The sequence below is a fragment of the Nostoc sp. FACHB-190 genome, assembly GCF_014696905.1.
GTDB lineage: Bacteria > Cyanobacteriota > Cyanobacteriia > Cyanobacteriales > Nostocaceae > Nostoc_B.
Genome location: NZ_JACJQW010000037.1, coordinates 40,936 through 64,674, shown reverse-complemented (window position 1 = coordinate 64,674; position 23,739 = coordinate 40,936). Strand labels below are relative to the sequence as shown.

The following is a 23,739-nucleotide window of genomic DNA, read 5'->3' as shown; positions in this document are numbered from 1 at the left end:
GATATAACCTAAAAGTCGCTCTACGCAATGCCACTAATTACCACCCCCTTACAGTAATTGAGACTCATGGTATAGTACCATTAGCAAAATTCAGTTTTCAAGATGAAGACTCAGTTTAGAAAAGCCTCCCATACTGTTTTTAGTATTCACTTACACGTTGTACTTATCGCTAAGTATCGCAAGGAAGTTATCACACAGGAAATACTTGTTAGGTTGCAAGAAGTGTTTAACCGTGTTTGTGAGAAACGTAAATGCTTGCTTACTGAGTTTAGTAGAGAAGAAAACCATGTACACTTATTGATAGACGTACACCCTGACAACAATATTTCTCAGCTAATTGGTTCACTCAAATCAGCATCAAGTCGTATTATTAGAAAGGAGTTTCAAGATTATCTAAAACAGTATTACTGGAAAGAGAAAGACCCTAGCTTTTGGACTGATACCTACTCTGTTAATTCAGTGGGTGGCGCACCGTTAGAAATAGTCAAAGAGTATATCCATTCTCAGGACAAACCCGTGCATATAATGTTGTCAAAAACTTAACTGCCCACCATACCTGTTTCACCTGCTGTAAAAATTGGTATGATGGGCGTTGACGCTCGAAGACTCGCTACCGCTTCGCTAACGTTTTTGACCCGCTTACATCCCCTCCCTGCTTCGCTGAGGAAGGGGAATTACGCGAAACTTGTTAAAAGCTGCGGTGAGGATGTCAACAAAGTGTTGTTACAAAAGAAATGCAGCAGAAAACATCTCTGTCTATCTGCTGCTATCAAGTGTGAAGCTGGTTCACTTTTTACATACGAATCATAACGGCTACTTTGGTCAACTTATCTTTTTCCAGTCCCTGTAGTTCATCAAGATGTAGCCAGCCCTCTTTGATCAACCTAGCAAAGACAAAGATCAGAACTGAATATCTGTAGTCATATTTACCATCTATTTCATGCCTTCTAGCACTTAAGAAATCATGTAACTGCCACATCTCATCAGCCTGTGTCATCATACTGGATCTTTGCTGAACTTCTTGGATCACAGCCTCAATTTCGCGTTTATATGCTTTTTCAAAAGCTTGTTTAGCTATTTCTTCCTCGGTCTTAGACCATTCAATCTCACTCACTTGCATTCCGAACCTTAAAGTTTATGCGTTAATTATTTTATCAATGGGTCATTTGCTGCCAAAAATATGAGCGCCCTTGACTAGAGAGCGCCCACACAATCATTCAAGGTATAGTTATTAGCTGGTAATTCTTCTAGCGAACTAAATTTAATAGTTCTTTAGGAGATGCCAGCAAATCAATTGCTACAAAGAAAATTTTACCTTTAGGATTAATTAAAAATCTCCAAGCCATATTCATCCCGACACTAGCACCAAACCAAGGAGTTTGGACTTTACCTGTAACTTTGATTTGGGTGTAACCTTCTTCTGCTGGTTCAGAAACGCCTCTTTCTGGAAGCAATCTGAGGTTTTGACATTCTTCGTTGAAAAATCGCAGAATCGCATCTCTACCAACAATTGGTCTTTGGAAAGGAGGTTGCAAAGCTGCATCAGGCGCGAACAAATCAATTAATGCCCCAAAATCATTGGCATTAAGATTGTCCATATAACTCAGCACTGTTTCATTTGTAATGCCTTCAATAGTGACTTTAGTACGTTGCGACACATCCTTTGGTGCAACAACAGGTTCAGAAACTCTTGTATAGTCACCCAACTTGTTGGGGTCAAATCCCATATCAACTACAGAGTTGCGTAAAACAGTAATTTGTTGTCCCTGATCTAGTTCTCTAACTGCTTGCAGTACTGCTGAAGCATTGGCAGAAAGCTGATAACCAGCAGGAATTGGCGCAACAATACCTTGATCCATCCATACCCCAAGTTGATACCAGAACCCTAGTTTGATGTTTGCTGACCAAGTAGCATAGGTACGACAAATAGGTGTATCAGCATTGTTGGCGAGATCGCACATTACCTGACTTTGCTCAGTAAAAGTCATTTTCCGAATTTGATCGAGAGTTGCTTCAGCAAACTGCATCCGAGCAGCGCCTGGAGCAGCAACCGTAATTGTTTTACCCATTTCTAAATAAGCAAACCAAGTCCAAGCCAGCTGATCTTCCGCACTGAGTTGCTTAAATCTAGCAATGGTCGCTGGTACTGCATCAGCAGATAAGGTTTCTGGGAAAATACCGCGAGCCGAGTCAATTGTAATTGCCATATTTACACACTTAACCTTAATCGTATTTACAACTAAAGGACGCAGGCAAGAGCGTTTGAACGTTCAAGTTTTAGCGACCTGTTACAAAAATATCACAAAAGTTAATAAATATTCACAAATTTTAATGGCATTGCAAAATACACCTCCAGTCTGGTGGAGAAAGGCAAAAGAGCTAAACCCGAATTTCTCACGGATGGGTGGGGAGTGTGGGGGAAAGATTTCTTCACTATCCTCCTACTCCTTGCACACCCCTGGATTTCTATCTTGTGAGAAATTCAGGTAAATCCCGCCTAGAATTAAAATCCCAGGCTCATAGCTATGGAATACATAGAAAAATTAACCGCAGATGGACGCAGATAAACGCTGATAAAATAGGTGTTTCTGAGGCAATATTTAAAGCTAGTAAAAGTAAAAGTAGGTTGGGTGTAACGAAGTGAAACCCAACATGGATAAGCAATACAGCAATCCTACATAAATTACAAACATCGCGCTACCTTGTCTACCCTGTCCTCCTTGTCTACCTTGTCTCTGTTATGTTCCTAGCACCTAAAAATGCGCGGATGGGTGGGTGTAGAAAATCAAGCTTGAGACAAAATCCTTGTATGGCTTTCCACATAAGCTTTTCGAGAAAAATTAAATTAAAATCATCCGCGCACCTCACGCTGTCCAGGTTTCAGCGATTCACTATAAATCAACTGACATTTACTAGTGTTATAATTAACCCATCTGCCAAACTGAACATTGAAAACCAAATACAGACTGATTTTCCAGCCCCCGCCATTGAAATTTCACTTAATCCCTATCAGGGATTGAAACATAAAAGGAATCACTCGCAGAGTAATGGGAAACTCATTGAAATTTCACTTAATCCCTATCAGGGATTGAAACGTAGTTGGTGTAGTTGTCAAGGTTAAACAGGGTTAGCTATTGAAATTTCACTTAATCCCTATCAGGGATTGAAACGGATGCTCCTTGCATGTCTGATAACTGCTGCATCATTATTGAAATTTCACTTAATCCCTATCAGGGATTGAAACTGGGTGTTTGCAGTTGCTAAAGAAGTGCTGCCAGCAAATTGAAATTTCACTTAATCCCTATCAGGGATTGAAACGTGTTGACTAAGCTTTTTTAGCCTTTGCCCGTTTAAGTTGAAATTTCACTTAATCCCTGTCCTAAATCATTGGTAAAATTTCTATATCTTTTTCTTCTTTCTTACCTTTGCGTCCTTTGCGTTCTTGGCGGTTCGTTTCCATATCTATGTTTTTCACGACTTATTTAGGATTGCTATAGGTGTTTAATGAGTGTATCTTTTTGGCAATCTAATTGTAACTTTAGTTCCCTTTTCTTCTTGACTAGATAAACTAATATTCCCACCATGTAACTCTACGCAAGCTTTAGTAATTACTAAACCCAAACCTGTTCCTGGGATAGTGTCAACATTACTACCCCGACTAAAAGATTTAAACAAATTTTCTTGATCTACAATGGGAATACCTATGCCCTCGTCTTGAATGTCTAGAAATATTTCTGATTCCTTACCATTAAGATAAACTATGACATTGCCACCATCAGGAGAATACTTGATGGCATTAGATAATAAGTTTAAAAATATTTGGCGCAAAAGTCCGCGATCGCCCCAAAAGTTTTGATAATTGCCTGTCACTTGTAAAATGATTTCATGGCGATTATCTAATATTTCTTGTTGTTCAGCAATTAACTCAGAAATAAACTGGAATATATCTAAAGGCTGTGGTTTAAATTTAGTTTTATCCAATTCTAATTGATGAACCAAAAGCATATCATCCACAAGTTTAGACATGTGTCTTGCTTTCTGCTCAATAATCTGCAAAAAGCGATTTTTTTTCGCATCACCTAACTGTTCGCCGTGCTGTTTAATTGTTGATGCAGCCGCCAAAATTGAAGCTAAAGGTGTGCGGTATTCGTGAGAAACTGTAGTGACAATTTGCGATTTAAAATTATTGAGTTCCTTTTCTTTGACAAGTGCAGATTGAGTCATTTCTAATAGTTCTGCTTGTTGAATTGCTATTGCCAACTGCACCGATACTTGGTTGAGAATTTCCACTTCATCAGCAGGCCATAGCTTATCTTCCGAACTGGGTTGAGCAATTAAAAAACCCCAAAGTTTCGGATTGGGGTGGCTATTATGACTAACATTAATTGGAACTACTAAATTAGCCTGAGTATTTAATTGCTCTTTTTTGTGAAAGCAAAAATGACTCAAACTTGCTTCATAAACACGAGAAATTCTGCGTCTGTGTCGCCATTGATGATTTTCACCGAGGTTACTGTAGGCAACAACTAAACTTTTTTGCCTGCGTACATTTGTACTATGTGCTTCTTGTGTGGTGACAAAGTGAGTTTCTGGTTGATGGTAAACATCGGAAATCTGATCATATACTTGTTCAATTTCCCCAGAAGAGGCAACTATCTTACCACCCATATCAGAGGTAAACTGATAAATAATCACGCGATCGCACTTCAAAAGTTGCTGTACTTCCACTACAGCCGTATGCAAAATTTCTTCGACATTTAAAGACTGACGAATCCTCAGTGCTGTCGTCGCAATTAAACGCTGTCTTTCTTGCGTTTGACTGAGTTTAACTTTCAGACAAGATTGCTTAATAGCATTACGCACTGCTAATTGTAAAACATCTAACTGGAGGTGCTTTTTCACTAAATAATCATCAGCACCACGCTTCATTGCCTGCACCGCAACCGCTTCATCACCACGCCCAGTCAACATAATAATAGAAGCAGGTGTTTCACTTCGACACTTTTGCAAGCGTTCTAACAAATCTAAGCCACTCATATCGGGCAAGCAAAAATCCAGCAAAATCACATCACAGTGAATTGCTTGGCATAACGCCAACCCTTCTTCCGCAGAGTCAGCCTCGAATATCTGATATGAATTTTGGGGATCTTTTAATAAGTACCGACGATAAACTTTCCGATCCTCGGCACAATCATCAATGATGAGTAGCGTCCAGGTGTCCGGCATATTAAGAATTAGGGAGAATATTTACACTCCTTGACTTAGCATCCCACAAATGACAGCAATATTAACTAACTATTACAAAAATATAAATTAAATCTTAAGTTTAAGGGGTTAGGGGCTAGAAATAAACTCCTGCCTTCTGCCCCAACCACGTAGCGGTAAGTCAAAAGGCAAAAGTAAAAGTCAAAAATCAAGAATACTTTTGACTTCTCCGGCTTTGCCGGAGCCTCTAATCCGCAGGCGGTACTGTATTCCTCTCCAACCAATACTCAACAAATGCTTGGACTGTCTTTTGCAGTTCTTGAGCATCCATCGGCTTGACTAGATAGCCATTGGCACCTTTTTGGTAGCAAAATTCAATGTCTTTGGGGTTAGATGACGTGGTGAATACCACAATGGGGATTTTCTTTAAACTGATATCTTGCTTGAGCCGTTCTAGGATGTCACGGCCATCAATCCCAGGTAAATTCAGGTCAAGCAAAATCACCGAAGGCTTCGGTATGGTGTTCGGGTTTTGGGAATCCTCTTCTTGATAAAGGAAGTCCAAAACCTCATCCCCGTTTGTACATCTATATATAGGGTTCTGGACAGCCAACCGCCGCATTAGGCGTTGCAACATTTTAAAGTCTTCATTGCTATCCTCAACAACCAACAGAGGTTTGTTAAGTTTTTTTGTCATCAGAGATTTTAAAAAATGTAACAAAATTTTTCAAATATCTTAAACTATTGCCGCAACGTGAAATAAAACGTGGAACCATTGCCCATACTAGATTCCACCCAAATCTGACCGCCGTGTAACTCAACAATTTTTTTAGAAATGGCGAGTCCTGCACCTGTACCGCCGCCATACTTTTCTTGCGAGTGCAGCCGCTTAAATAGACGAAAGATGGTTTGGTAATGATGGGGTTGAATACCAATTCCGTTATCTTTGACGTAAAAAACGGGAAATAAAGTGAATTTTTGGAGTTTATCTGATTCTTGCTGAGTAATAAAGCCAATTTCAATCAATGGTTCTGGTTTATCGTTATATTTCAAAGCATTAATTATTAAATTAGTAAAAACTTCATGGACTAATACCGGGTCACACTGAACTGCTGGTAAAGGTCGAGGAATGTCAATATTCAGTTGTGCTTCTTGACGGCTGGCTTGAATGACATCAATTACTTGGTTTAGCAGTTCATTAAAATCAGTTAGTTGGAGATGTAATTCTGTTTGCCCTAATTGCGAGAGGCGCAGCAGCGAATTAATCAGCGTTTCCATCCGCACAGACAAAGCAAGGACAGTCTGTAAGTAGTCAATGCCATCTGCATCTAAGATGTCGGCATAATCTTCGATTAAAATTGTCGAGAAATTATAAATCCCGCGCAAAGGTTCTTTCAAATCATGAGACGCTGCATAAGCAAAAGAAGCAAGTTCGCGGTTACTGCGTTCTAACTCTTGGTTGATTTTGGCTAATTCTTCCGCTTTAGAAAGAACAATACCAACAATTGCCCCCTTCAAAGCCCAAGCATTATCAATCTCACACTGTTTCCAAGGTAGAGATGTTAACTGGACGATTTCTTGCCACTTTTCAAAAGATGTGCGCGGACACAGAGTAATACTACCATCTGTATTTGTCTGGATTGATTCATTGGGATTGCCTGCCCAATTAATAGTCTGCACGACTTCGGGACGAAACCACAAAATATAGTAACGCTGGACTTGAGAAATACGTAACAACAGCAACCCACTGGCAGTATTTTTAAATTGAATCGCTTCTGGGTAAAGTTTCGGCAGAGAATTAGTAGCAAATATGCGTTCACTAACGTGATTATCTACCCAAGTAATTAATTTCCGTACCTTTTCTATTTCTGGCGTTGCACCCACCAGTGTAATTTCATTGTCTAAACATACAGCTGCTCCGGTGGCACTAACAAGGGCAAGTAAACTTGGTTGCGGTTTAATTAAAGCATCAATAAAATTATCGGCTTGGGAAATTAACTCGACAAATTCAGCTTGGAGGGATTTCAACTTCACTTCGTAGTCTAATTCAGAGTGAATAACTTTATGTCCTAACTCTGAGGAGACAATTTGACCGAGAAATTCGCAGATTTTCCGCACTTCGTAAGTGAGATATTTTGGTGTTTGATGATGACAGGAAATTAACCCCCACAACTGTTGATTTTTAATTAAAGCAATCACCAAAATAGTAGATACGCCCATATTTTGATGATAGGTAATACAGCATGGATCTACACTCCGCAATACCGACCAAGTTAAATCAAGGGGTGTAGCTGCATCTTGGGAAATTAACTGTACAGATTGGGCGGTAAAATCGGGGATAAATCGCTGTAGACATTGGGTGTATAGCTGTCTGACTGGTGTGGGAATATCTGTAGCGGGAAAGTGAAGTCCCAAATAAGGTGATAAATCTTCTCGTTTAGCTTCTGCAACTACTGAACCTGCACCTTGTTCATCAAATTGATAGATCATCACGCGGTCAAAAGCGGTGATTTGGCGATATTCGGTGGCGACTAAATGCAGAAATTCTGCTAAATTTGTGGTGTGTTGCAAATGTGCGATCGCTTCACTCACCAAAGTATGAAAACCTAAAAAACTTATATCTTCATCACTGTTTTTTGGTTCTAGTTCCAAAATTACCGCATTGGTTGTTCGGTGAGCAATCCCATCAAAGTAGCGTACTTGATTACCAGTGGTAATTGGTATTTTCAAAATCGTAAAAGTCCCAATTTTTTTCTCTAAGCATTGTTTAATGGCTGTTATCTGGGGAGTCGCCAGTAAACAACTCAGTGGTTGACCGAGTAAATCTTGGGGTTGTTTGTCTAGATAAGTGGCGGTGTTGTTGCTGACTTGCCAAATTGCTAATTCAGTATTCAAAGCCAATAGTAAACCATGCGGCTGTATCGACCCAGAAAGATGAATCGGTTGGTCATGGCTGTTCTCAGAAGCAGGTTGAGTAGTGATGTCTTCAGGACTCATGGTGTGGATAGATAAAGTTTAACTGATGACAATGCACTAAATTGCAGATAGGAATTATTCTGCCTTGCTCTTGCTCCAGATTGATAGAAACTTATGAATTGCTGACATCTATAGCAATCCGGTTTGATTTCTGAATTTATTTGTGTAGGTAGGGAATAAGGAGTAGGAAAGAAGCCTGATCTGAGTGTACTGATTTTTTTCCCAAATCAAATATGAGTCCTATAGATGATTTTTAGTCACTAAAAATTTAGGACATAAAAGTTACACTTGTTTTTAATCTCGCTGGAACTTGAATTTTTCTCAAACCGTCAAAGCAAGTATTAGTAGGAATTATAAAGTTTGTTTATTTTATTTGTACTGTAGCTGCTTAAGTAGTTGCTTGTATTAATATTGACGCTATAATTGATGCGGCAAATCAAAAAAAGGGATGTGTGCATTTAGAGAAAGTTGCACCAGCCTGGAAAAGACTAATTTGCTATCAAAAACTTTTTATTTCCAACAAGGTATTTAGTATGAAGTGTAGGAATTTTTTGACTATTTTGACAACCAGTTTAGTTTCCATGATATCTTTGCCTGCGATCGCTCAAGCAGAAACGTCATTTCAAACACCTACTGGAAATATTCACTGTACAATTCTACAAGCAAATATTCGTTGCGATATTTTAAAAATTACTGCAAAAATTCCACCCAAACCCAGAAGCTGTGAATTTGACTGGGGTCATGCCTTTATTCTCGATGCACAGGGTCGTGGTTATCGGGGTTGTTATGGTGATACAACAGTAAATCCCCAAAACCCTGTTTTGCAATATGGTAAGACATTACGTCATGAAGGTATTGTCTGCACATCCAGAAGAACAGGCTTAACTTGCGTGAATCGCGATCAAAGAGGCTGGGAACTGAGTCGAGAGAAACAAAGATTCTTTTAAAATATCAGCATTGGGTTGAGTGCGATCGCTTCATCATCAACTACTCTTAAAACAAGCCCCGACAACTAGAAGCCGGGGCTTAATGCTGAATAAATGCGATTCGCAACTTATTTCTAAAATCCATCTCCTCAAAGAAGATTGGCGATAATTCTTGTTAACCTTACCTTATATATAAGGTAAGGTTAACAAGTTAAACAAAATATGAATTAACCATCCTCCCGTGATTCAGAATTATTTGTATTAGTTTGTTCGGTCTCTTTTTTCTCCTGCTGGACTTCACTGGCTTGTTGTACTTGTTGAAGATGAATATTATTCACCTGCACAATAAATTGTTCAATTGCTTGGCTGGCTTTTTGTTGCTGCTGACTGCTATCAGATGCGTCATAACAGCGATAAGCTGGGGTTACACCCAAAATAAATTTTTCTTGTTCAGCCTCTAATAATTCTAAGGTTGTGTTAGCAGCTACCCAGTTTTTTTGAAAAGGAAATGAGGTAACAATACTAGCTACTATTGAGGCAACTGCTGGACAAATTACAGGGAGCCATTTCAGCCAATTTTGACCAACTTCGAGTTTATCCACCAAAACTAAAATTGGAGTCACACCTGATAAAATAACCGTAGATATTTGCAGAACATAGTAAAGATTTCTCGAAAGATTTCGAGCTTTTTTATAATCATCAATTAAATCCTGGCAATACTGTAAAGCTTTTTCTCTGGCCGGAACAATTGGATTATTTTCCAACAACAAATTATTGTTGTTTAGCATATAACTATAAATTTCGGCTTTTTTTGTCAAATAACTACGGTTGGCAACATTTTGTGAATCTTGAAATAACTGCCTGTTAAATAAAAATAAGAAAGTCAAAATTGTTAAAGCGATCGCTCCCACAATGACCAAATTTTCGTTATTGGCATAAACAGTTAGTACAATACCACAGCAGACAAAAGCAGCAGCCAACAAATATTCTAAGAGTTTTAAGATAAATAAACTTTTCCTGTTGGCTGTGAGAGATAAATCTAAACTGCGGGAACTTTCTCTTTGTGGTTGCTGTTCAAAGCTAGAAATGTCGGAAGTAATCATAATTGTGTATGCGCTGGATTAACCTGTAAAATCAAATACTGTTATATCAGCTAGAGAAATCCTCGTACAGCCGAAAATACTTGTAAATTTTGACTTTCAGCGAAAATTTTTCTCTAGACTGGATACAAACAAAGTGCTTAAAAACACTTTCTGCGGCAGAATTTAGTATGTTATAACACAGCCGTTATCCCTGCTGACAAACAGTACAATTACACTTGTCAAATCTGGCTGAGAGATGTGTATGGAATACTCAAATGAAAAAAATTATTTTAATCACCGCATTAACTGGCTTATTTTCGCTGGCGTTGACAGCTAACCAAGGCTTGATTTCGGCACAGTCTCCACAAATAGCACAATCTCAAGGTGTAATCATCCCTGTGGAGAAAGCTGGACTGGGAAAAATTCGTCCGGGAATGTCGGAACAACAAGTACGCCGCATTTTAGGAAAACCCACCAGCACTAAAACCGAATTTAGTCCTGGAGTTGGTGACAATATTCGCACCCTGCAATATCCTAATATTTCTTTATATTTAGTCCCCTATGTCAACAAACCGAAAAACTTATTCTTTGTTTATTACTTTGTTACCCGTAGTTCTAAATTTCTCACTCCTACGGGTGTAAAAGTTGGTGATACACAATCTCAGGTAATCAAGGCTTACGGAAAGCCCTATATATCGAAAGAAGGCAACGTCACTTTTTTAGTATATGGGGTTGGTAGTCCAGATAGCGCCGCCGCATTGACGTTTAGTATAGAAGCTGGCAAAGTCACAGAAATTCAGTATAGTGAACAGCTACTCTAACTTTTACCTGTGGAGATAGAGGTTTGCTATAAATAATGCAGGCTTTTGAGCCAATATCCAATCAGCTAATCACGGAAAAATCCCACAACCAAAAAAGAAATCAGGACTCTTGACTAGCTCATAGGATTTTTACTCAGCACTCAGCACTCAGCACTCAGCACTTTCAAGTCAGTATGAATAAAAATATCAATCACTCCCTGACAAAGCTAGTAATTACATTAGGACTCACAAGTATAAGTATATTGGTCAATACTGGTATATCCGAGCAAATTGTTCTCGCAAAATCACTTAATGTTAAAAAATGTAATATTTACGCTTATGTGACTGATCCAGATCCGCAAGGCTTAAATGTGCGGAGTGGTATAAGTCTGCGTCACAAAATTTTAGGACAAGTACCAATTAACGAAACAGTCCAGATTGTTGCAGCTACTAAAAACTGGGTACAGATTACAAATGCTAGTGCTGGTTTTACAGGTAAAGGTTGGGTATCTGTAGGAAAATTGGGTTTATCTACTCGTGGTTATGGTACTAGTGGGGTGAATATTTACGCTAATGCTAATCAACAAAGCCGAAAAATCGGCAAAATCCCGGCTGAGACGGCGGTGAAATTATTAGGCTGTCAAGGAGATTGGGCGCAAGTAGAATATCAAGGTATCAAGGGTTGGTTAACGAGAGAAGATCAGTGTGGTGCAGCCTTAACAACTTGTTCGTAATATTCAGGACTTACGTAAGTGTCACAATTGCTGGTTGGTGCGTGACGCTATAAATCTGATGACTACGTTCAAATCTTCTCGTTGCGTCACACACCCTACAGAAAAAATATGCCAGTTGCATAAGTCCTAATATTGTCGGGAGTGGAGCAGTTACCATAAAAGTTAGTACTCATCGTCTAATAAAATTGAGCTTGAGGTAAATAAATGCCTTCTCCATTCCCAGGAATGAACCCGTATTTAGAGCATCCGCGTATATGGCCTAGTGTACATCACTTATTAATTAGTGAAATTGCCAGGTTTTTATCTCCGCAACTGCGTCCTAAATATCGAGTTGTTGTAGAAGTCAGGATGTATGAATCTAGTATGGAGAACGCATCACTAGTTGGCATACCAGATGTGTCAATTCAAGGCTCGCCAGGGGTAATTAATCGTAATAATAGTAATGTTAATCTTGCAGTTGCAGAACCAGTTGCCAAACCCATAAAAGTTAAAATTCCTACACCAGAAATTATCAAAGAAGGTTATTTAGAAGTAAGAGAAGTTGGTACAGAAAATGTAGTGACTATCATAGAAATTTTATCGCCAACTAACAAACGTCGTGGTAAAGGTAGGCAAATCTATGAGGAAAAACGGCAAGAAATACTAGGAAGTCAAACTCATCTACTAGAAATAGATTTACTCCGAAATGGTGAAAAGATGCCATTTTTTGATACTGACATTGAAAGTCATTACCGAATTTTAATTTGTCGTGGCGATCGCCGCCCTTATGCTGATTTATATGCCTTTAATATCCAAGATGTCATTCCGTCTTTTTCCTTACCCCTACGTGCAGGAGATAACGAGCCAATTCTTAATTTGCAGACATTATTAAACGAGGTGTATGAAATATCAGCTTATGATTTAGTCATAGATTACAACCAAGCGCCCTTCCCAGCGTTGTCAGAAGCAGATGCAGCCTGGGCAAATGAAATGTTACAAACCAAAGGATTACGCTCAATCGCCCACAGTCCAGAAATCCCCAATTAAAATTTAAAGTTAGGGTTTCTCTGAAATTAAGACTCATGACATTTTCTGCTCGTTTGCTTTTGCTTTGTAGCTTAGTTAGTACGTTGGGACTAGCATCAGCACTGCCAAACTTAGAAATAGCTAATGCACAAACCGCCAACTGTCCTACTCCGGCTTTAAATCGCTTTCAACGTCATAAAGTGGCGCGTGGCGAAACTTTAGAAAGCATCGCCCAAAGCTACAATCTCGCGCCTGAAACACTGATTGTCATGAACCCAAATGTGAACAATGGCCGTGTGAGTGTGGGTAGTGAACTGCAAATACCACCTTATAACGGAATTGTGGTGGAAGTTCCGACTGGACAAAGTTGGCGAGAGGTAGCAGCAAAATATAAAGTTCGGCCTGATGCGCTGTTTGAAATTAATGGTTGTCAAGCAAATCCAAAAATTGTTTTTGTTCCTGGGTTAAATTGGTTGCCAAATCCACCGCAAACTACATCGCTGATCCCAACAAATTCTAATACACCAACTCGTGCAGCTATTAGCGGCTATCCTTTAGAGCAGGCTACAACGCTGGGGTTAGGTTATGGTTGGCAAATTAATCCTCGCAACAAGGAAGTATTTTTTCACAGTGGTGTAGATTTGTTAGCGGCTGTGGGTACTCCGGTAGAGGCGATCGCTCCTGGTACTGTAGTATTTGCTCAAGAGCAAGGTAGTTATGGTCAATTGGTGATTATTAACCACAGTGGTGGATTGCAAAGCCGCTATGCTCATCTTGCTAGTATCAAGGTTAAGGTCAATCAGCAAGTTAAAACAGGTGATGTATTAGGTACGGTGGGAACGACTGGCGAACCGACAACTCAACAACCACACCTTCATTTTGAAATGCGTTCTAGTTCATCCCAAGGATGGGTGGCGCAAGATCCCAAAAGTTATTTGAAGAAGTGAAGATTCTGAGTTAGATGAAATTGGCAATCAGTTCGGTTGTTTTCACAATGTGCATTCCAGCCTCAGCAAATCTCGCAAAAGCTGCATCTGCTTGTTCGGTATAGTCTACAACACCAGGAACGACAACCGGAGAAGAGGAATCTTCTAAGAGATAAACTTTTTTCGCCAGGGTAGCATCTACCTGTTTAATTTCTGTTAATAAATCATCAATTGTCCAAGCCACACAATGGCTTTTGGCTTGACCACCAATAATCACAGCATCAAATTCTAAAAGTTGCTTGATGAGTTTAGTATTTTTGTGAGCAAGGGGAGATTGATCAAAGCCAATCAAAACTTCTGGACGTAATATAGAATAATTTTCTGTTAAAGCATTCTCACCTTTAAGTTCAAATTGAGTCTGACTTTGCCGCGCCATACAATGGAAAAATATTGCTTCTTCCACAGCCGAAACTAAAGCATGACCAATGCCACCCAAAATAGAATGGTAAGGCCAAACAATCAGGGGATATTTACCATCTTGACTGAGTTGTTTAACGTAGTGATAGGCTTGTTTTTCTAATAATTTATAGTTGCCATGAGTAATGCTATGGGCAACTGCGGGGTTAACTTGCCAAACACCTTGTTCAATATCTGCGGGAGTGATATTAGTGGCGGCTGGTATCGGGTGTTGCCCTTGAGAATTCACCCAAAAAATCGGGTGAAAAATTTGCATTGCTGTATGTGTATCGAGGGTAGGAATAATTGTGGTAATTGTGCCTAAATTACGATAAATAAATTCACATAATCTTTGATTATCTTCTACGGCTGCATTGCCAGATTGACCACCGACAAATAATTCAAATCCGGGAATACAAAAGGTATTTTGAACATCAATTAATAGTAGGCAAATGCGAGTTTTGTCGGAAGCGGATGGTGGAATATTATATTGCTTTGCCCAAGTTTCGGCGGCGCTTGCACATTCTTGGTAAGGGACGCGCCAGACTTCGCCGACTTTATCGGGGTGGAAGTGCGGGGGAATTGGTAGTGTATGTAGAATTGTATTCATATTTGAGCTTGTGGTAGTTGCTGCGATCGCATTTCTGCTGCTGTGATAGCCGAATCTTGTCAGAAAGTCAACCAAGACAAATGCTGATTGAGTATGTATCTAAAACCCTTACACCCCTACACCCAGTCTCCACAGAAAATCTTGGTGCGTAAGTTTTATGAATATGAAATAGGCAAGGTGAAATAAAACGTACTACCTTCACCAAGAACACTGCTTGCCCAAATACTACCACCATGTTGTTTGACAATACTTTGACAAATTGCCAAACCGAGGCCTGTTCCGCCTTTAGCACGCGCATCCGAGACATCAACTTGTTCAAAACGTTCAAATATTGTTTCTAGTTTATCGGCGGGAATACCTCTACCTTGGTCTTGGACTTGAAATAGTACCCAATCGGCTTGGGGTTGGGCTGATAAAGTAATGACTGAGTTGAGGGGAGAAAATTTGATGGCGTTACTCAATAAATTCGTCAGGGTTTGGATAATTAAATCAGGATCAGCCCAAACGCAAGCAGTGGTGGGTTGAACAGCAATTGTCACGGCTGCTGCTAAGGCTATAGGTTGTACTTCACCGACGGCGCATTGCATTAAATCAGCCGCATTGCAGACTTGTTTGATTAGTTGGACTCGCCCAGAAGATAAACGCTCCAAGTCTAAAATATCATTGACCAAACGCACCAGGCGATCGCTATTTGTTGCAGCTTGCTGAATCATCCGTTTGGCTTTTTCTGGTTTATCATCATAAATCCCCGTATTCAACAGCCCTAAAAATCCTTGAATAGCTGTGAGTGGAGTCCGCAGTTCATGACTCACAACCGAAATGAACTCATTTTTTATCTGTTCAATAGCTTGCTGTTCAGTCACATCTTGAATTTGTAGAACATAGTAGAGTGGTTGATTTTGGAAATCTTGTACCAACGATAAACTCGTTAGCCCCCAAGCAATACGTCCGCCATAACACAAGTAACGTAACTGCGCTTGAAAACTGCGATTTTCATTACTCAAAACTTGCTCTATACCTTGTCTTAACTGATGTGCATCTTCTGGGTGAATTGAGTCAAACACACTCAAACTAAAAAACTCAAACTCAGCGTAGCCCAGCATTTCACCTAACATCGGATTAATTTGCAACCAGCGTTGATCTAATCCCAACAGCGCCATCCCAATGGGAGCATTATAAAATGCCAAACGAAATCGCTCTTCACTCTCACGCAAAGCCAACTCGGCTTGTTTGAGGTCAGTAATATCTAGTAACACTCCATACCAGCAAATTTCACCATTTTCCCGGCGTTCTGGGCGGGAGTTGGCACGTACCCATTTTATCTTCCCAGAGGGAGTAATAATCCGCCATTCATGGGCAAACGGTTCTAGGGTTTTAAGACTTTGAATAGTTAGCTGATTATAAAGTAGCAAATCATCAGGATGCACTTGCTGATATGTCAATAAAGCATCTGCTAAAACTGTTTGGGGTGCTAATTCCTGAATTTCTGCCACCCCGGAACTGATATATTCATAACGCATTTCATTCGTAGCTGGATAATAAGCCAAGATATAAATCTGTGCAGGTGAAGCAGCTGCAATTTTTTGAAACCTTGCTTCACTTTTGACTAAGGCTGCTTCTGCAAGTTTACGCTCATCAATTTCTTGTTGTAATTTTTGGTTAACTGTTACTAATTGGGCAGTTCTTTTTTGAACACGCTGTTCTAGTTCCTCTTGTAGTCGCCTGAGTTGATTTTCCACTTCTAAGCGTTCGGCAATTTGCGCTTGTAATGCCTTGTTTGCTTCGCTTAATTGCATCGGACTAGGTAGAGCCAGTGCTTTTGGTACTAACGGTACAAGTTCTATGGCGGTAAATAATGAAACCAAAGCCGTTGCTGCTTTGATAATACCTGATAGCCAATAGGTAGGATGCCACAATGTCCAAATTTCGGCGATATGGGTTGTACCGCAAAAAATAATAAAAGCCGCAAATAACAAGAATATCCAATAAAAAGGTAAATCTTGCCGCTTACGAACAAAGTAGAACAAAGTCAAAGGAATCGAATAGTAAGCTAGGGCAATGATGGTATCAGAAATAATATGCAGCCAGACTAAACCCGGTTGCCATAAGTAACAGTGACCATGAGGAATAAATGAGCCGTTGCTAAATAAATTTATGATCAAGTCGTGCATGTCACACAAACCTAATGCTCGTACTTGGAAAAAAGGTGATCCCATTGTCGAACCACAAGGTGTGTATTGACTAGCGAATGGGGATTTAGTGATGAGTCGTGAGTGTCGTTGAAGAAGGCAGTGGTTCGACTACGCGGTAATCAAGCAAAGCGATGCACTGAGTTTATCGTTCGCGTAGCGTCTGCGGTAGGAGAAGTGTCGAGATTCACTAACCGGAGACAGGCTGGGGCTTTGCTGGAGTATAGTAGGCACTAGATGTAAGATGTGTGTTTAATTGCTTACCGATGTCTTCACTACCTTGACTACAGCTATGATGAGTGGGTGATTCCGAGCTTGCATCTGTACAATTCATCTCAGATTGATACAACGCCATAGTTCTTCAAGAAATCTTTGCAATTCCATAGGTAAAACCCCATAGTCAAGATGTATCCATAATTTTTAAGTAGTCGCAGGTGAGCAGGGGAAAAGAATTAAAAACCAATGAATTTGTGTCAGCACTCAGGATTTTGGGATAACACGCTTATCCTAAAGACAAGACGACGCGAAAACCGCAAATTCTTAAACCACCGTCTGATTCATTCCAACTGCGGCTGGCGCTACGACACAGTTCTGCGCCAAAGTTCCAAGAACCACCACGCAACACCCGCCGATTGCTATCACCGCCATCTTCCCAAACTCTTCCGTCTGTGGGTGCGCCTTGGTAGTTGTTGTGCCAAGGGTCAGCGCACCATTCCCAAACTAACCCGTGCATATCATACAATCCAAAGGCGTTGGCGACTTGAAAACTACCGACATCGGTGGTTTCTTTACGATACCTGGTTTTGGTTTCCATGATGTAGGTATTGCTGTCGCTGTAGTTGACTAATTCGGTGGTAATTGTTTCGCCAAAGTGAAAGGATGTGGTAGTGCCGGCGCGACAAGCATATTCCCATTCGGCTTCGCTGGGGAGGCGGTATTCTCGTCCGGTTTTTTGTGAGAGTCTAACGCAAAATTCTACAGCTTCGTGCCATGAAACGTTTTCGACTGGGCGATATAGTCCTTTAAATTTGGAAGGGTAGGGGTTGAGGGTTTGTTTGACTTTGGGTAAGCCTGCAACAGCACGCCATTGTGCTTGGGTTATGGGATATTTACCCATAAAAAAGGGTGCGATCGCAACTCGATGTTGGGGGCGTTCGTCAGCATCGCCTTCAAAGTTGGGCGAACCCATGAGATATGTCCCACCGGGAATGGCTAACATTTCTAAGGTGATGCCTTTACTTAATTCTTCCACAAAAAACTCAGATGTAGCGCGATCGCGGTTAACTTCTCTACCGCCTGTGTCTATCGTGACTACCTCAAATTCACAGGTTTGTAACGGCGGTAATGGTCGAATTATTTTTGGTTCTGTGGGTAATTTGAGCAATGTTGGTTGCGTGATTGGTGATTCAATAATTACTGTTTTGGCAGATTTTAAATCATTGAGAACTTCGGCTGCTGATTGATATCTGTCACTTGCTAAATGTTGCAGTAATTTATTGAGAATTTGCCTTAAGTCTTCGCTAATATAAATACCTTGTTTGTCTATATATTCTTGCCATAACCACTGACCATTCATGGCATCATATAAAGGGTCTTTAATCTGCCCGTAAACATCTTGAATGGGTAAACATTGAGTTAGTAACCGCACACAAGTCACACCCAAAGCATATAAATCACTGGCAGGACAAGCAAAACCAGCCATCTGCTCACTTGGAGCATAACCCATTGTATAAATCACTGTTGCTTGTCTGGCTATACTGGTTTGTGTAACTTGTTTAGCACCACCAAAATCAATTAATACTAATTTGCTATCGTGATCACGGCGAATAATGTTTTCTGGTTTGATATCTCGATGAACAACATTACAATTATGAATAAATTCTAATACTGGCAATAAATCAGTTAAGATTTGCCGGATTTTTTCTTCGTTAAACTGCTGTTCTTTAACTTCTTCTACAAGTGTTCTACCTTGAATAAATTCTTGGACTAAATATAAACTGGAACCTTGGGCAAAGTAAGCCAATAATCGCGGAATTTGGCTGTGATTTTCTCCTAGTTCATACAGCCGGAATGCTTCTTCTTTGAAGAATTCTGCGGCTTTTGTACGTTGTCCGGTTCCTTGAATTTGCGGAAAGAACTGTTTAATGACGCAAGGTGCATCTAGTCTATCTGCATCTTCGGCTGCGTAGGTTTTGCTAAATCCGCCTTCGCCTAATAGTCTAATGACACGGTAACGGTTTCGCAGCAGTTTACCAAAACTGCTTTGTCCACAACTTATGCAAAATCTATTGCCGTCAGCATTGAATGGATTTGAACAATTGGGATTTTGGCAGATTTGCATAACGAGGAGGAGGTAGCATCTTGTCCAAAGTTAGCCCCAATATTATCGAATTCAGGACTTACGCACCAGGATTGTTTATGAAGATTGGGTGTAAGGGTGTAAGGGTTTTAGATATATACACACGCCACTTGGCTCAAGTCGGGAAACCCGCCCACTCCAGTCCCTGCACCCCTACACCCTCGCCAAAACCCTTGATTTTTCGTTTTTATGCGTAAGTCCTAGAATTGAAAACCGATTTCTAGACAAATAAATATTAACTCAATTTCACCTGCATATATACTTGCACCAAAAAATACAAATGAGAAGAGTTTATTTATTTGTCGCTTTGTGTTGGGTACTTTTGAATTTTGAGAATGAATGATAGCACTAATTCCCATTCCAAGAGGAATGATAATGCGGGAATATTGCGATTGTCAAGGGTATTTAATGTTAGATGTAAGTACAAATCGAACTTGTGGAGATTTTGTAATAATTGATATATTTGGCTGAATTTTTAAAGTTAGCTTTGGATACATTTTGCTATACCTGATTTCTTAAATAAATCGGGTATATTCTTGTACATTCACTGCTTTCTTTCTCCCAAAATCCGCATAAATTCAGCTATAAAAGCAACAATAGCTGATATGGTAATTAACAACATACTGAGAGCATTTATATCAGGTTTAACACCAGTTCTAATCCGGCTAAAAATTTCCATTGGTAAAGTGTTATAACCACTACCAGCCGTAAAACTAGCAATTAAAAAATCATCTAAACTCAGTACAAAAGCCAGCAAACAACCAGCGATAATTCCGGGCATTAATTGTGGGACTAAAACTTTAATAAATGCTTGTACTGGTGTAGCACCTAAATCTAAGGCGGCTTCTTCTAAGTGGGGGTCTAAGTTATTCAGCCGTGAACCCACAACTAACCCGATATATGCTAAACAAAAGACAATATGGGCGGCGACAATTGTCCATAAACTCAAAGGAATAGCAAAGGCAGCAAGAAATACAAGAGTGGCAACAGCGATCGCAATATCAGGAATAATTAAGGGTAAGTAAGCTACACCACGATACAAACTCTTCCCAGGAAATTTATACCGCGCTAATCCTACCGCCATCAAGGTTCCCAACACGGCGGAAATTCCCACCGCACAAAAGGCAACGATCAAGCTATTGTTCAAGGCTGATAAAATGCGATCGTCACTGAACAGTTTACGATACCAATCCAGAGTAAATCCTTGCCAGGTAGCACTATACGGTGACTGATTGAAACTATAAAAACCTAATACTAGTATAGGCAAGTACATAAAAATATACATGATTACTGACAAAACCGCCTGCCATACGACACGCGGTTTTTTTTGTGTGGAAGAAATATTCATCTTCAGATTTTAGTGATTTTCTATATTTTCATAGTGTATTCGATTTAACCCAAAAGTCAAAAAATTAGGGTGTAAGAGGAGTAAGGCGTTCAATCTACCATATTCATTGGGAGGCCTCAAGCTTTGGTGTCGTTACCTTTATCTTGTGGTTTCCCCTTCTTTTTTTCTACCCCATCTCACATAAGACGTATAATATAACCTTTATATAATATTTTTTTCATCAATCAAATATTATTACTCAAGGCTATGACTGCATTTTGACCGCCGAAACCAAAGCTAAAACACAAGATATTTTGAATTGAGCTTTGTTGAGCAGTCATCACAAAATTTAAATCAAATTCTGGTTGCTGCAAGCCGACACAAGGTGGTAAAACTTGCTGCTGCAAAGCTTTGAAAGCAAAAGCAATTCCTAAAGCACCAGAAGCGCCGAGAGTGTGTCCTGTCGCACCTTTGGTGGAACTGATTGCTACTGTTTTAGGAAATAACTGTTGGATGATTTTGCTTTCAATTTTGTCGTTTAACTGCGTAGCTGTACCGTGGGCGTGAATGTAATTTATATCATTTGGTGTGAGATAACTGCGTTCTAGACATTGTTTAATTGCTGCGATCGCACTTGTTCCACTTGGTTCAGGTTGATTGGTATGATAAGCATCTGCTGTTAAACCAAAACCCAAAATTTCACCATAAACTCTCGCTTGGCGTTGCTTGGCTAACTCTGCTGATTCTAAAACCAACACCGCCCCACCTTCACCCAAAACTAAACCTTCGCGCTGCACATCAAAAGGATAAGCACCAGTTTTGGCTAAAGCATTCATCTGCTGAAACCCGCAAATAGTTAGCGGTGTAATTGGCGCTTCAACTGCGCCAGCAATTACTCGTTCACATTGGCCAGTTTGAATTAACAAAGCAGCTTGGGAAATCGACCAAATCCCCGTAGCACAAGCCGCCATTGGTGCAGCAACTATCCCAGTAGCCCCAATTTGTCTAGCAGTTGCGATCGCATTCATCTGGGGTAAAATATCTAACCAATCTTCTAATGCGTAATTGCTATCTTTGCCATTCATACCCCTAGCTAGAGATTCCCACGCACCTTGATAACTGCGACTCGAACCAATCACTACAGCACAGTCAGGTAATGGAGGATTCAACCCAGCATCTCGTAACGCCGAAGCAACAATTATCTGAGTCAGGATTTTTAACTCAGATGGTTGTTTACCAATTAAGCCGAGAGGAACTGATTCAAGTTCTGCAAACGGTTGCTGATATTGAATTCCTGACTTACCTGCTAACAAATTTTGCCAGCTATCTTCCAAGTTTGTGCCTAAAGCAGAGACTAAACCAATACCAGTGACAACAACCTTAACCAATTTTCTGAGTCAGAAGCGGGATGATGAAAGTATAAAGTGTGTAGTCTGAAGTCTGAAGTGTGACGTAATACATTTTTGAACAAGATAACTCAGAGGTACAGCAGGGGACAGGTGAGAGGTGACAGGTGACAGGGTTAAAAGTGTTTTCTTGTCCCCCATGTCTTCCTTGTCTCCCTTGTCCCCCTTATCTCCCTAATCCCCATACTTCTATCGGCTAATATCTGGGTCTAAAACGATATACGAACCAGACTCATCAACGTGATAAGTCCAAGACTGACGACGCACTCGCACAATTACTTCCCAACCTTCGATGGGGTCAAATTGTTGGGTACAAACTTCGCCAAAGTTGAACACACAACGATTACTAAAGGTTCTGCGGGTGGCTTGAGTAATTCTTAAATCACTCACATCTTCACCAGAACGCCGCGCTGCATCTCGTAAAATTTTATCTGCGATCGCTCTTGGTAATCCATAGTTGTTATCTGAACCGGAATTAGTAATATCTGGATCTAAAACGATTTGAGAACCAGATTCATTACTGTGATAAGTCCAAGACTGACGACGCACTTGCACAATTACTTCCCAACCATTGATGGGGTTATATTCTTCGGTACAGATTTCGCCAAAATTAAACACACAACGATTACTAAAGGTTTTGCGGGTGGCTTGGGTGATTCTTAAATCATCCACATCTTCACCAGAACGCCGCGCCGCATCTCTTAATATATTATTGGCGATCGCTCTGGGTAATTGATAACTGTTATCTGAATTTGAGTCGTCAATTTGCGGATCTAAAACAATCCGTGAACCCGATTCATCAACATGATAAGTCCAAGACTGTCTCTCAACTCTAACCACCACTTCCCATCCTTGAATCGGGTTATATTCTCTAGTACAAACTTCCCCAAAATTAAATATGCAAGGATTACTAAAAGTTTTACGGGTAGCTTGAGTAATTCTTAAATTACTAGTGCTGACACCAGAACGACGGGAAGCATCTTGTAAGATGTTATTTGCGATCGCTCTGGGTAATTGATAGCTGTTATCTGAACCTGAATCAGTACTATTGGGGTCTAAAACAATTTGAGAACCAGACTCATTGCTGTGGTAAATCCAAGACTGTCCCTCAACACTGACAATCACTTCCCAACCTTGAATCGGGTTGTATTCCCTAGTACAAACTTCCCCAAAATTAAATATGCAGGGATTTCCAAAAGTTTTGCGCGTAGCTTGAGTAATTCTCACCTGATTAGTTGCGACTCTAGCACGCCGAGCCGCATCACGAATGATGATATTAGCAACTCCCCTTGGTAAACGATTGGTACGATTGCGAAAATGGTCTGGTAAGCGTTGCGAAAGTTGTACCGACTCACCAAGTGGCGCAGCTTCCGCCAAATAATTACCCGTAAATCCCTGTCCAAAAGATAGCAAACTAGTTAAAGCCAAAGTCAAAGCAACACCTCTGGGAAACTGACTGGCGCTGCTGATTATGGCAAATAACTTTATATTTGATTTCATACCGTCATACCTGCATAAGTAAAAATACTTTTTTCAAAAGTCAAATTTTGCGACGTTTGACTTTTGCGTAGCTATTCTCAGTGGGTTGACGGATGACAAAGGTTGATTGTTGCTGATTCTTGGCAATCTTCCGGGGCGCTTTATTTTCTCAGATACGAAGATATTTTTTGTAGATAGATTCAAACCAAGTGATTTTCAGCCGAAAACATTATGATTCAGGTTTAGGAAAAATCCAGGG

General features: G+C 40.1%; 19 protein-coding genes and 1 CRISPR repeat array. Of the genes, 6 read left to right on the top strand and 13 right to left on the bottom strand.

What is annotated here, in order from left to right:
- The first annotated feature begins 102 nt into the window (after window positions 1-102).
- Complete coding sequence (tnpA, locus tag H6G28_RS28705) at window positions 103-543, top strand: IS200/IS605 family transposase (protein ID WP_190676040.1); 441 nt, start codon at window positions 103-105, stop codon at window positions 541-543.
- A 250-nt stretch (window positions 544-793) separates the two neighbouring features.
- Here tnpA and frp read toward each other — a convergent pair whose 3' ends face one another.
- From frp to H6G28_RS28680, 5 genes are all read right to left on the bottom strand, one after another.
- Entirely contained in the window at window positions 794-1,120 is a 327-nt protein-coding gene (gene frp, locus H6G28_RS28700) for a fluorescence recovery protein (protein WP_190676037.1), read from the bottom strand.
- 127 nt (window positions 1,121-1,247) lie between these two features.
- Window positions 1,248-2,207: an orange carotenoid-binding protein gene (locus H6G28_RS28695; RefSeq protein ID WP_190588952.1), complete on the bottom strand. Its 960-nt coding sequence runs from the start codon at window positions 2,205-2,207 to the stop codon at window positions 1,248-1,250.
- Window positions 2,208-2,986: 779 nt separating this feature from the next.
- Window positions 2,987-3,318: direct repeats of the CRISPR family, unit length 37 nt; unit sequence ATTGAAATTTCACTTAATCCCTATCAGGGATTGAAAC.
- A gap of 183 nt (window positions 3,319-3,501) precedes the next feature.
- Entirely contained in the window at window positions 3,502-5,226 is a 1,725-nt protein-coding gene (locus H6G28_RS28690) for a hybrid sensor histidine kinase/response regulator (protein ID WP_190676035.1), read from the bottom strand.
- Window positions 5,227-5,452: 226 nt separating this feature from the next.
- On the bottom strand, window positions 5,453-5,902 hold the full coding sequence (locus H6G28_RS28685; protein ID WP_190588956.1) for a response regulator: 450 nt from the start codon (window positions 5,900-5,902) through the stop codon (window positions 5,453-5,455).
- A gap of 44 nt (window positions 5,903-5,946) precedes the next feature.
- Complete coding sequence (locus H6G28_RS28680; protein ID WP_190588958.1) at window positions 5,947-8,202, bottom strand: ATP-binding protein; 2,256 nt, start codon at window positions 8,200-8,202, stop codon at window positions 5,947-5,949.
- A 560-nt stretch (window positions 8,203-8,762) separates the two neighbouring features.
- Between H6G28_RS28680 and H6G28_RS28675 the strand changes: the two genes are divergently transcribed.
- A complete protein-coding gene (locus H6G28_RS28675; RefSeq protein ID WP_190676034.1) occupies window positions 8,763-9,128 on the top strand; it encodes a DUF6636 domain-containing protein in 366 nt (121 codons plus the stop codon).
- A 206-nt stretch (window positions 9,129-9,334) separates the two neighbouring features.
- Here the strand turns inward: H6G28_RS28675 and H6G28_RS28670 are convergent, their stop codons facing one another.
- Complete coding sequence (locus tag H6G28_RS28670) at window positions 9,335-10,210, bottom strand: DUF4231 domain-containing protein (RefSeq protein WP_190676032.1); 876 nt, start codon at window positions 10,208-10,210, stop codon at window positions 9,335-9,337.
- Between the two features lie 254 nt (window positions 10,211-10,464).
- On the opposite strand from H6G28_RS28670, the gene bamE reads away from it, so the two are divergent.
- The 4 genes from bamE to H6G28_RS28650 all read left to right on the top strand — a co-directional run bounded on the left by bamE (window position 10,465) and on the right by H6G28_RS28650 (window position 13,675).
- Window positions 10,465-11,010 (top strand): outer membrane protein assembly factor BamE domain-containing protein, encoded by a 546-nt coding sequence (bamE, locus tag H6G28_RS28665; protein WP_190588964.1) that lies wholly within the window; start codon window positions 10,465-10,467, stop codon window positions 11,008-11,010.
- A 173-nt stretch (window positions 11,011-11,183) separates the two neighbouring features.
- Window positions 11,184-11,723, top strand: coding sequence for an SH3 domain-containing protein (locus H6G28_RS28660; protein ID WP_190676030.1), 540 nt, complete (start codon window positions 11,184-11,186; stop codon window positions 11,721-11,723).
- Window positions 11,724-11,927: 204 nt separating this feature from the next.
- Window positions 11,928-12,749 (top strand): DUF4058 family protein, encoded by an 822-nt coding sequence (locus tag H6G28_RS28655; protein WP_190588968.1) that lies wholly within the window; start codon window positions 11,928-11,930, stop codon window positions 12,747-12,749.
- Window positions 12,750-12,784: 35 nt separating this feature from the next.
- Window positions 12,785-13,675: a LysM peptidoglycan-binding domain-containing M23 family metallopeptidase gene (locus tag H6G28_RS28650; RefSeq protein ID WP_190588971.1), complete on the top strand. Its 891-nt coding sequence runs from the start codon at window positions 12,785-12,787 to the stop codon at window positions 13,673-13,675.
- 10 nt (window positions 13,676-13,685) lie between these two features.
- Here the strand turns inward: H6G28_RS28650 and H6G28_RS28645 are convergent, their stop codons facing one another.
- From H6G28_RS28645 to H6G28_RS28615, 7 genes are all read right to left on the bottom strand, one after another.
- Window positions 13,686-14,720 carry a cysteine hydrolase family protein gene (locus tag H6G28_RS28645; RefSeq protein WP_190676046.1) on the bottom strand — a complete coding sequence of 345 codons (1,035 nt, stop codon included), beginning with the start codon at window positions 14,718-14,720 and terminating at the stop codon, window positions 13,686-13,688.
- Between the two features lie 155 nt (window positions 14,721-14,875).
- Window positions 14,876-16,891, bottom strand: coding sequence for an ATP-binding protein (locus H6G28_RS28640; RefSeq protein WP_190676028.1), 2,016 nt, complete (start codon window positions 16,889-16,891; stop codon window positions 14,876-14,878).
- A 208-nt stretch (window positions 16,892-17,099) separates the two neighbouring features.
- Entirely contained in the window at window positions 17,100-17,264 is a 165-nt protein-coding gene (locus H6G28_RS28635) for a hypothetical protein (RefSeq protein WP_190588976.1), read from the bottom strand.
- Window positions 17,265-17,411: 147 nt separating this feature from the next.
- Window positions 17,412-19,250 carry a bifunctional serine/threonine-protein kinase/formylglycine-generating enzyme family protein gene (locus H6G28_RS28630; protein ID WP_190676026.1) on the bottom strand — a complete coding sequence of 613 codons (1,839 nt, stop codon included), beginning with the start codon at window positions 19,248-19,250 and terminating at the stop codon, window positions 17,412-17,414.
- A 562-nt stretch (window positions 19,251-19,812) separates the two neighbouring features.
- Window positions 19,813-20,616, bottom strand: coding sequence for an ABC transporter permease (locus H6G28_RS28625; RefSeq protein WP_190588982.1), 804 nt, complete (start codon window positions 20,614-20,616; stop codon window positions 19,813-19,815).
- Between the two features lie 224 nt (window positions 20,617-20,840).
- Window positions 20,841-21,983 (bottom strand): beta-ketoacyl-ACP synthase, encoded by a 1,143-nt coding sequence (locus H6G28_RS28620; protein WP_190676024.1) that lies wholly within the window; start codon window positions 21,981-21,983, stop codon window positions 20,841-20,843.
- Between the two features lie 207 nt (window positions 21,984-22,190).
- Window positions 22,191-23,501, bottom strand: coding sequence for a DUF8738 domain-containing protein (locus H6G28_RS28615; protein WP_190676022.1), 1,311 nt, complete (start codon window positions 23,499-23,501; stop codon window positions 22,191-22,193).
- Window positions 23,502-23,739: the final 238 nt, after the last annotated feature.

Coding starts and splice junctions, on each gene's coding strand:
- H6G28_RS28690 (WP_190676035.1), bottom strand. CDS start 5,226: ATGCCGGACACCTGGACGCTACTCATCATTGATGATTGTGCCGAGGAT.
- H6G28_RS28680 (WP_190588958.1), bottom strand. CDS start 8,202: ATGAGTCCTGAAGACATCACTACTCAACCTGCTTCTGAGAACAGCCAT.
- H6G28_RS28650 (WP_190588971.1), top strand. CDS start 12,785: ATGACATTTTCTGCTCGTTTGCTTTTGCTTTGTAGCTTAGTTAGTACG.
- H6G28_RS28615 (WP_190676022.1), bottom strand. CDS start 23,501: ATGAAATCAAATATAAAGTTATTTGCCATAATCAGCAGCGCCAGTCAG.
- H6G28_RS28655 (WP_190588968.1), top strand. CDS start 11,928: ATGCCTTCTCCATTCCCAGGAATGAACCCGTATTTAGAGCATCCGCGT.
- H6G28_RS28670 (WP_190676032.1), bottom strand. CDS start 10,210: ATGATTACTTCCGACATTTCTAGCTTTGAACAGCAACCACAAAGAGAA.
- H6G28_RS28660 (WP_190676030.1), top strand. CDS start 11,184: ATGAATAAAAATATCAATCACTCCCTGACAAAGCTAGTAATTACATTA.
- bamE (WP_190588964.1), top strand. CDS start 10,465: ATGAAAAAAATTATTTTAATCACCGCATTAACTGGCTTATTTTCGCTG.
- H6G28_RS28630 (WP_190676026.1), bottom strand. CDS start 19,250: ATGCAAATCTGCCAAAATCCCAATTGTTCAAATCCATTCAATGCTGAC.
- frp (WP_190676037.1), bottom strand. CDS start 1,120: ATGCAAGTGAGTGAGATTGAATGGTCTAAGACCGAGGAAGAAATAGCT.
- H6G28_RS28645 (WP_190676046.1), bottom strand. CDS start 14,720: ATGAATACAATTCTACATACACTACCAATTCCCCCGCACTTCCACCCC.
- H6G28_RS28635 (WP_190588976.1), bottom strand. CDS start 17,264: ATGGCGTTGTATCAATCTGAGATGAATTGTACAGATGCAAGCTCGGAA.
- H6G28_RS28640 (WP_190676028.1), bottom strand. CDS start 16,891: ATGCACGACTTGATCATAAATTTATTTAGCAACGGCTCATTTATTCCT.
- H6G28_RS28625 (WP_190588982.1), bottom strand. CDS start 20,616: ATGAATATTTCTTCCACACAAAAAAAACCGCGTGTCGTATGGCAGGCG.
- H6G28_RS28685 (WP_190588956.1), bottom strand. CDS start 5,902: ATGACAAAAAAACTTAACAAACCTCTGTTGGTTGTTGAGGATAGCAAT.
- H6G28_RS28695 (WP_190588952.1), bottom strand. CDS start 2,207: ATGGCAATTACAATTGACTCGGCTCGCGGTATTTTCCCAGAAACCTTA.
- H6G28_RS28675 (WP_190676034.1), top strand. CDS start 8,763: ATGATATCTTTGCCTGCGATCGCTCAAGCAGAAACGTCATTTCAAACA.
- tnpA (WP_190676040.1), top strand. CDS start 103: ATGAAGACTCAGTTTAGAAAAGCCTCCCATACTGTTTTTAGTATTCAC.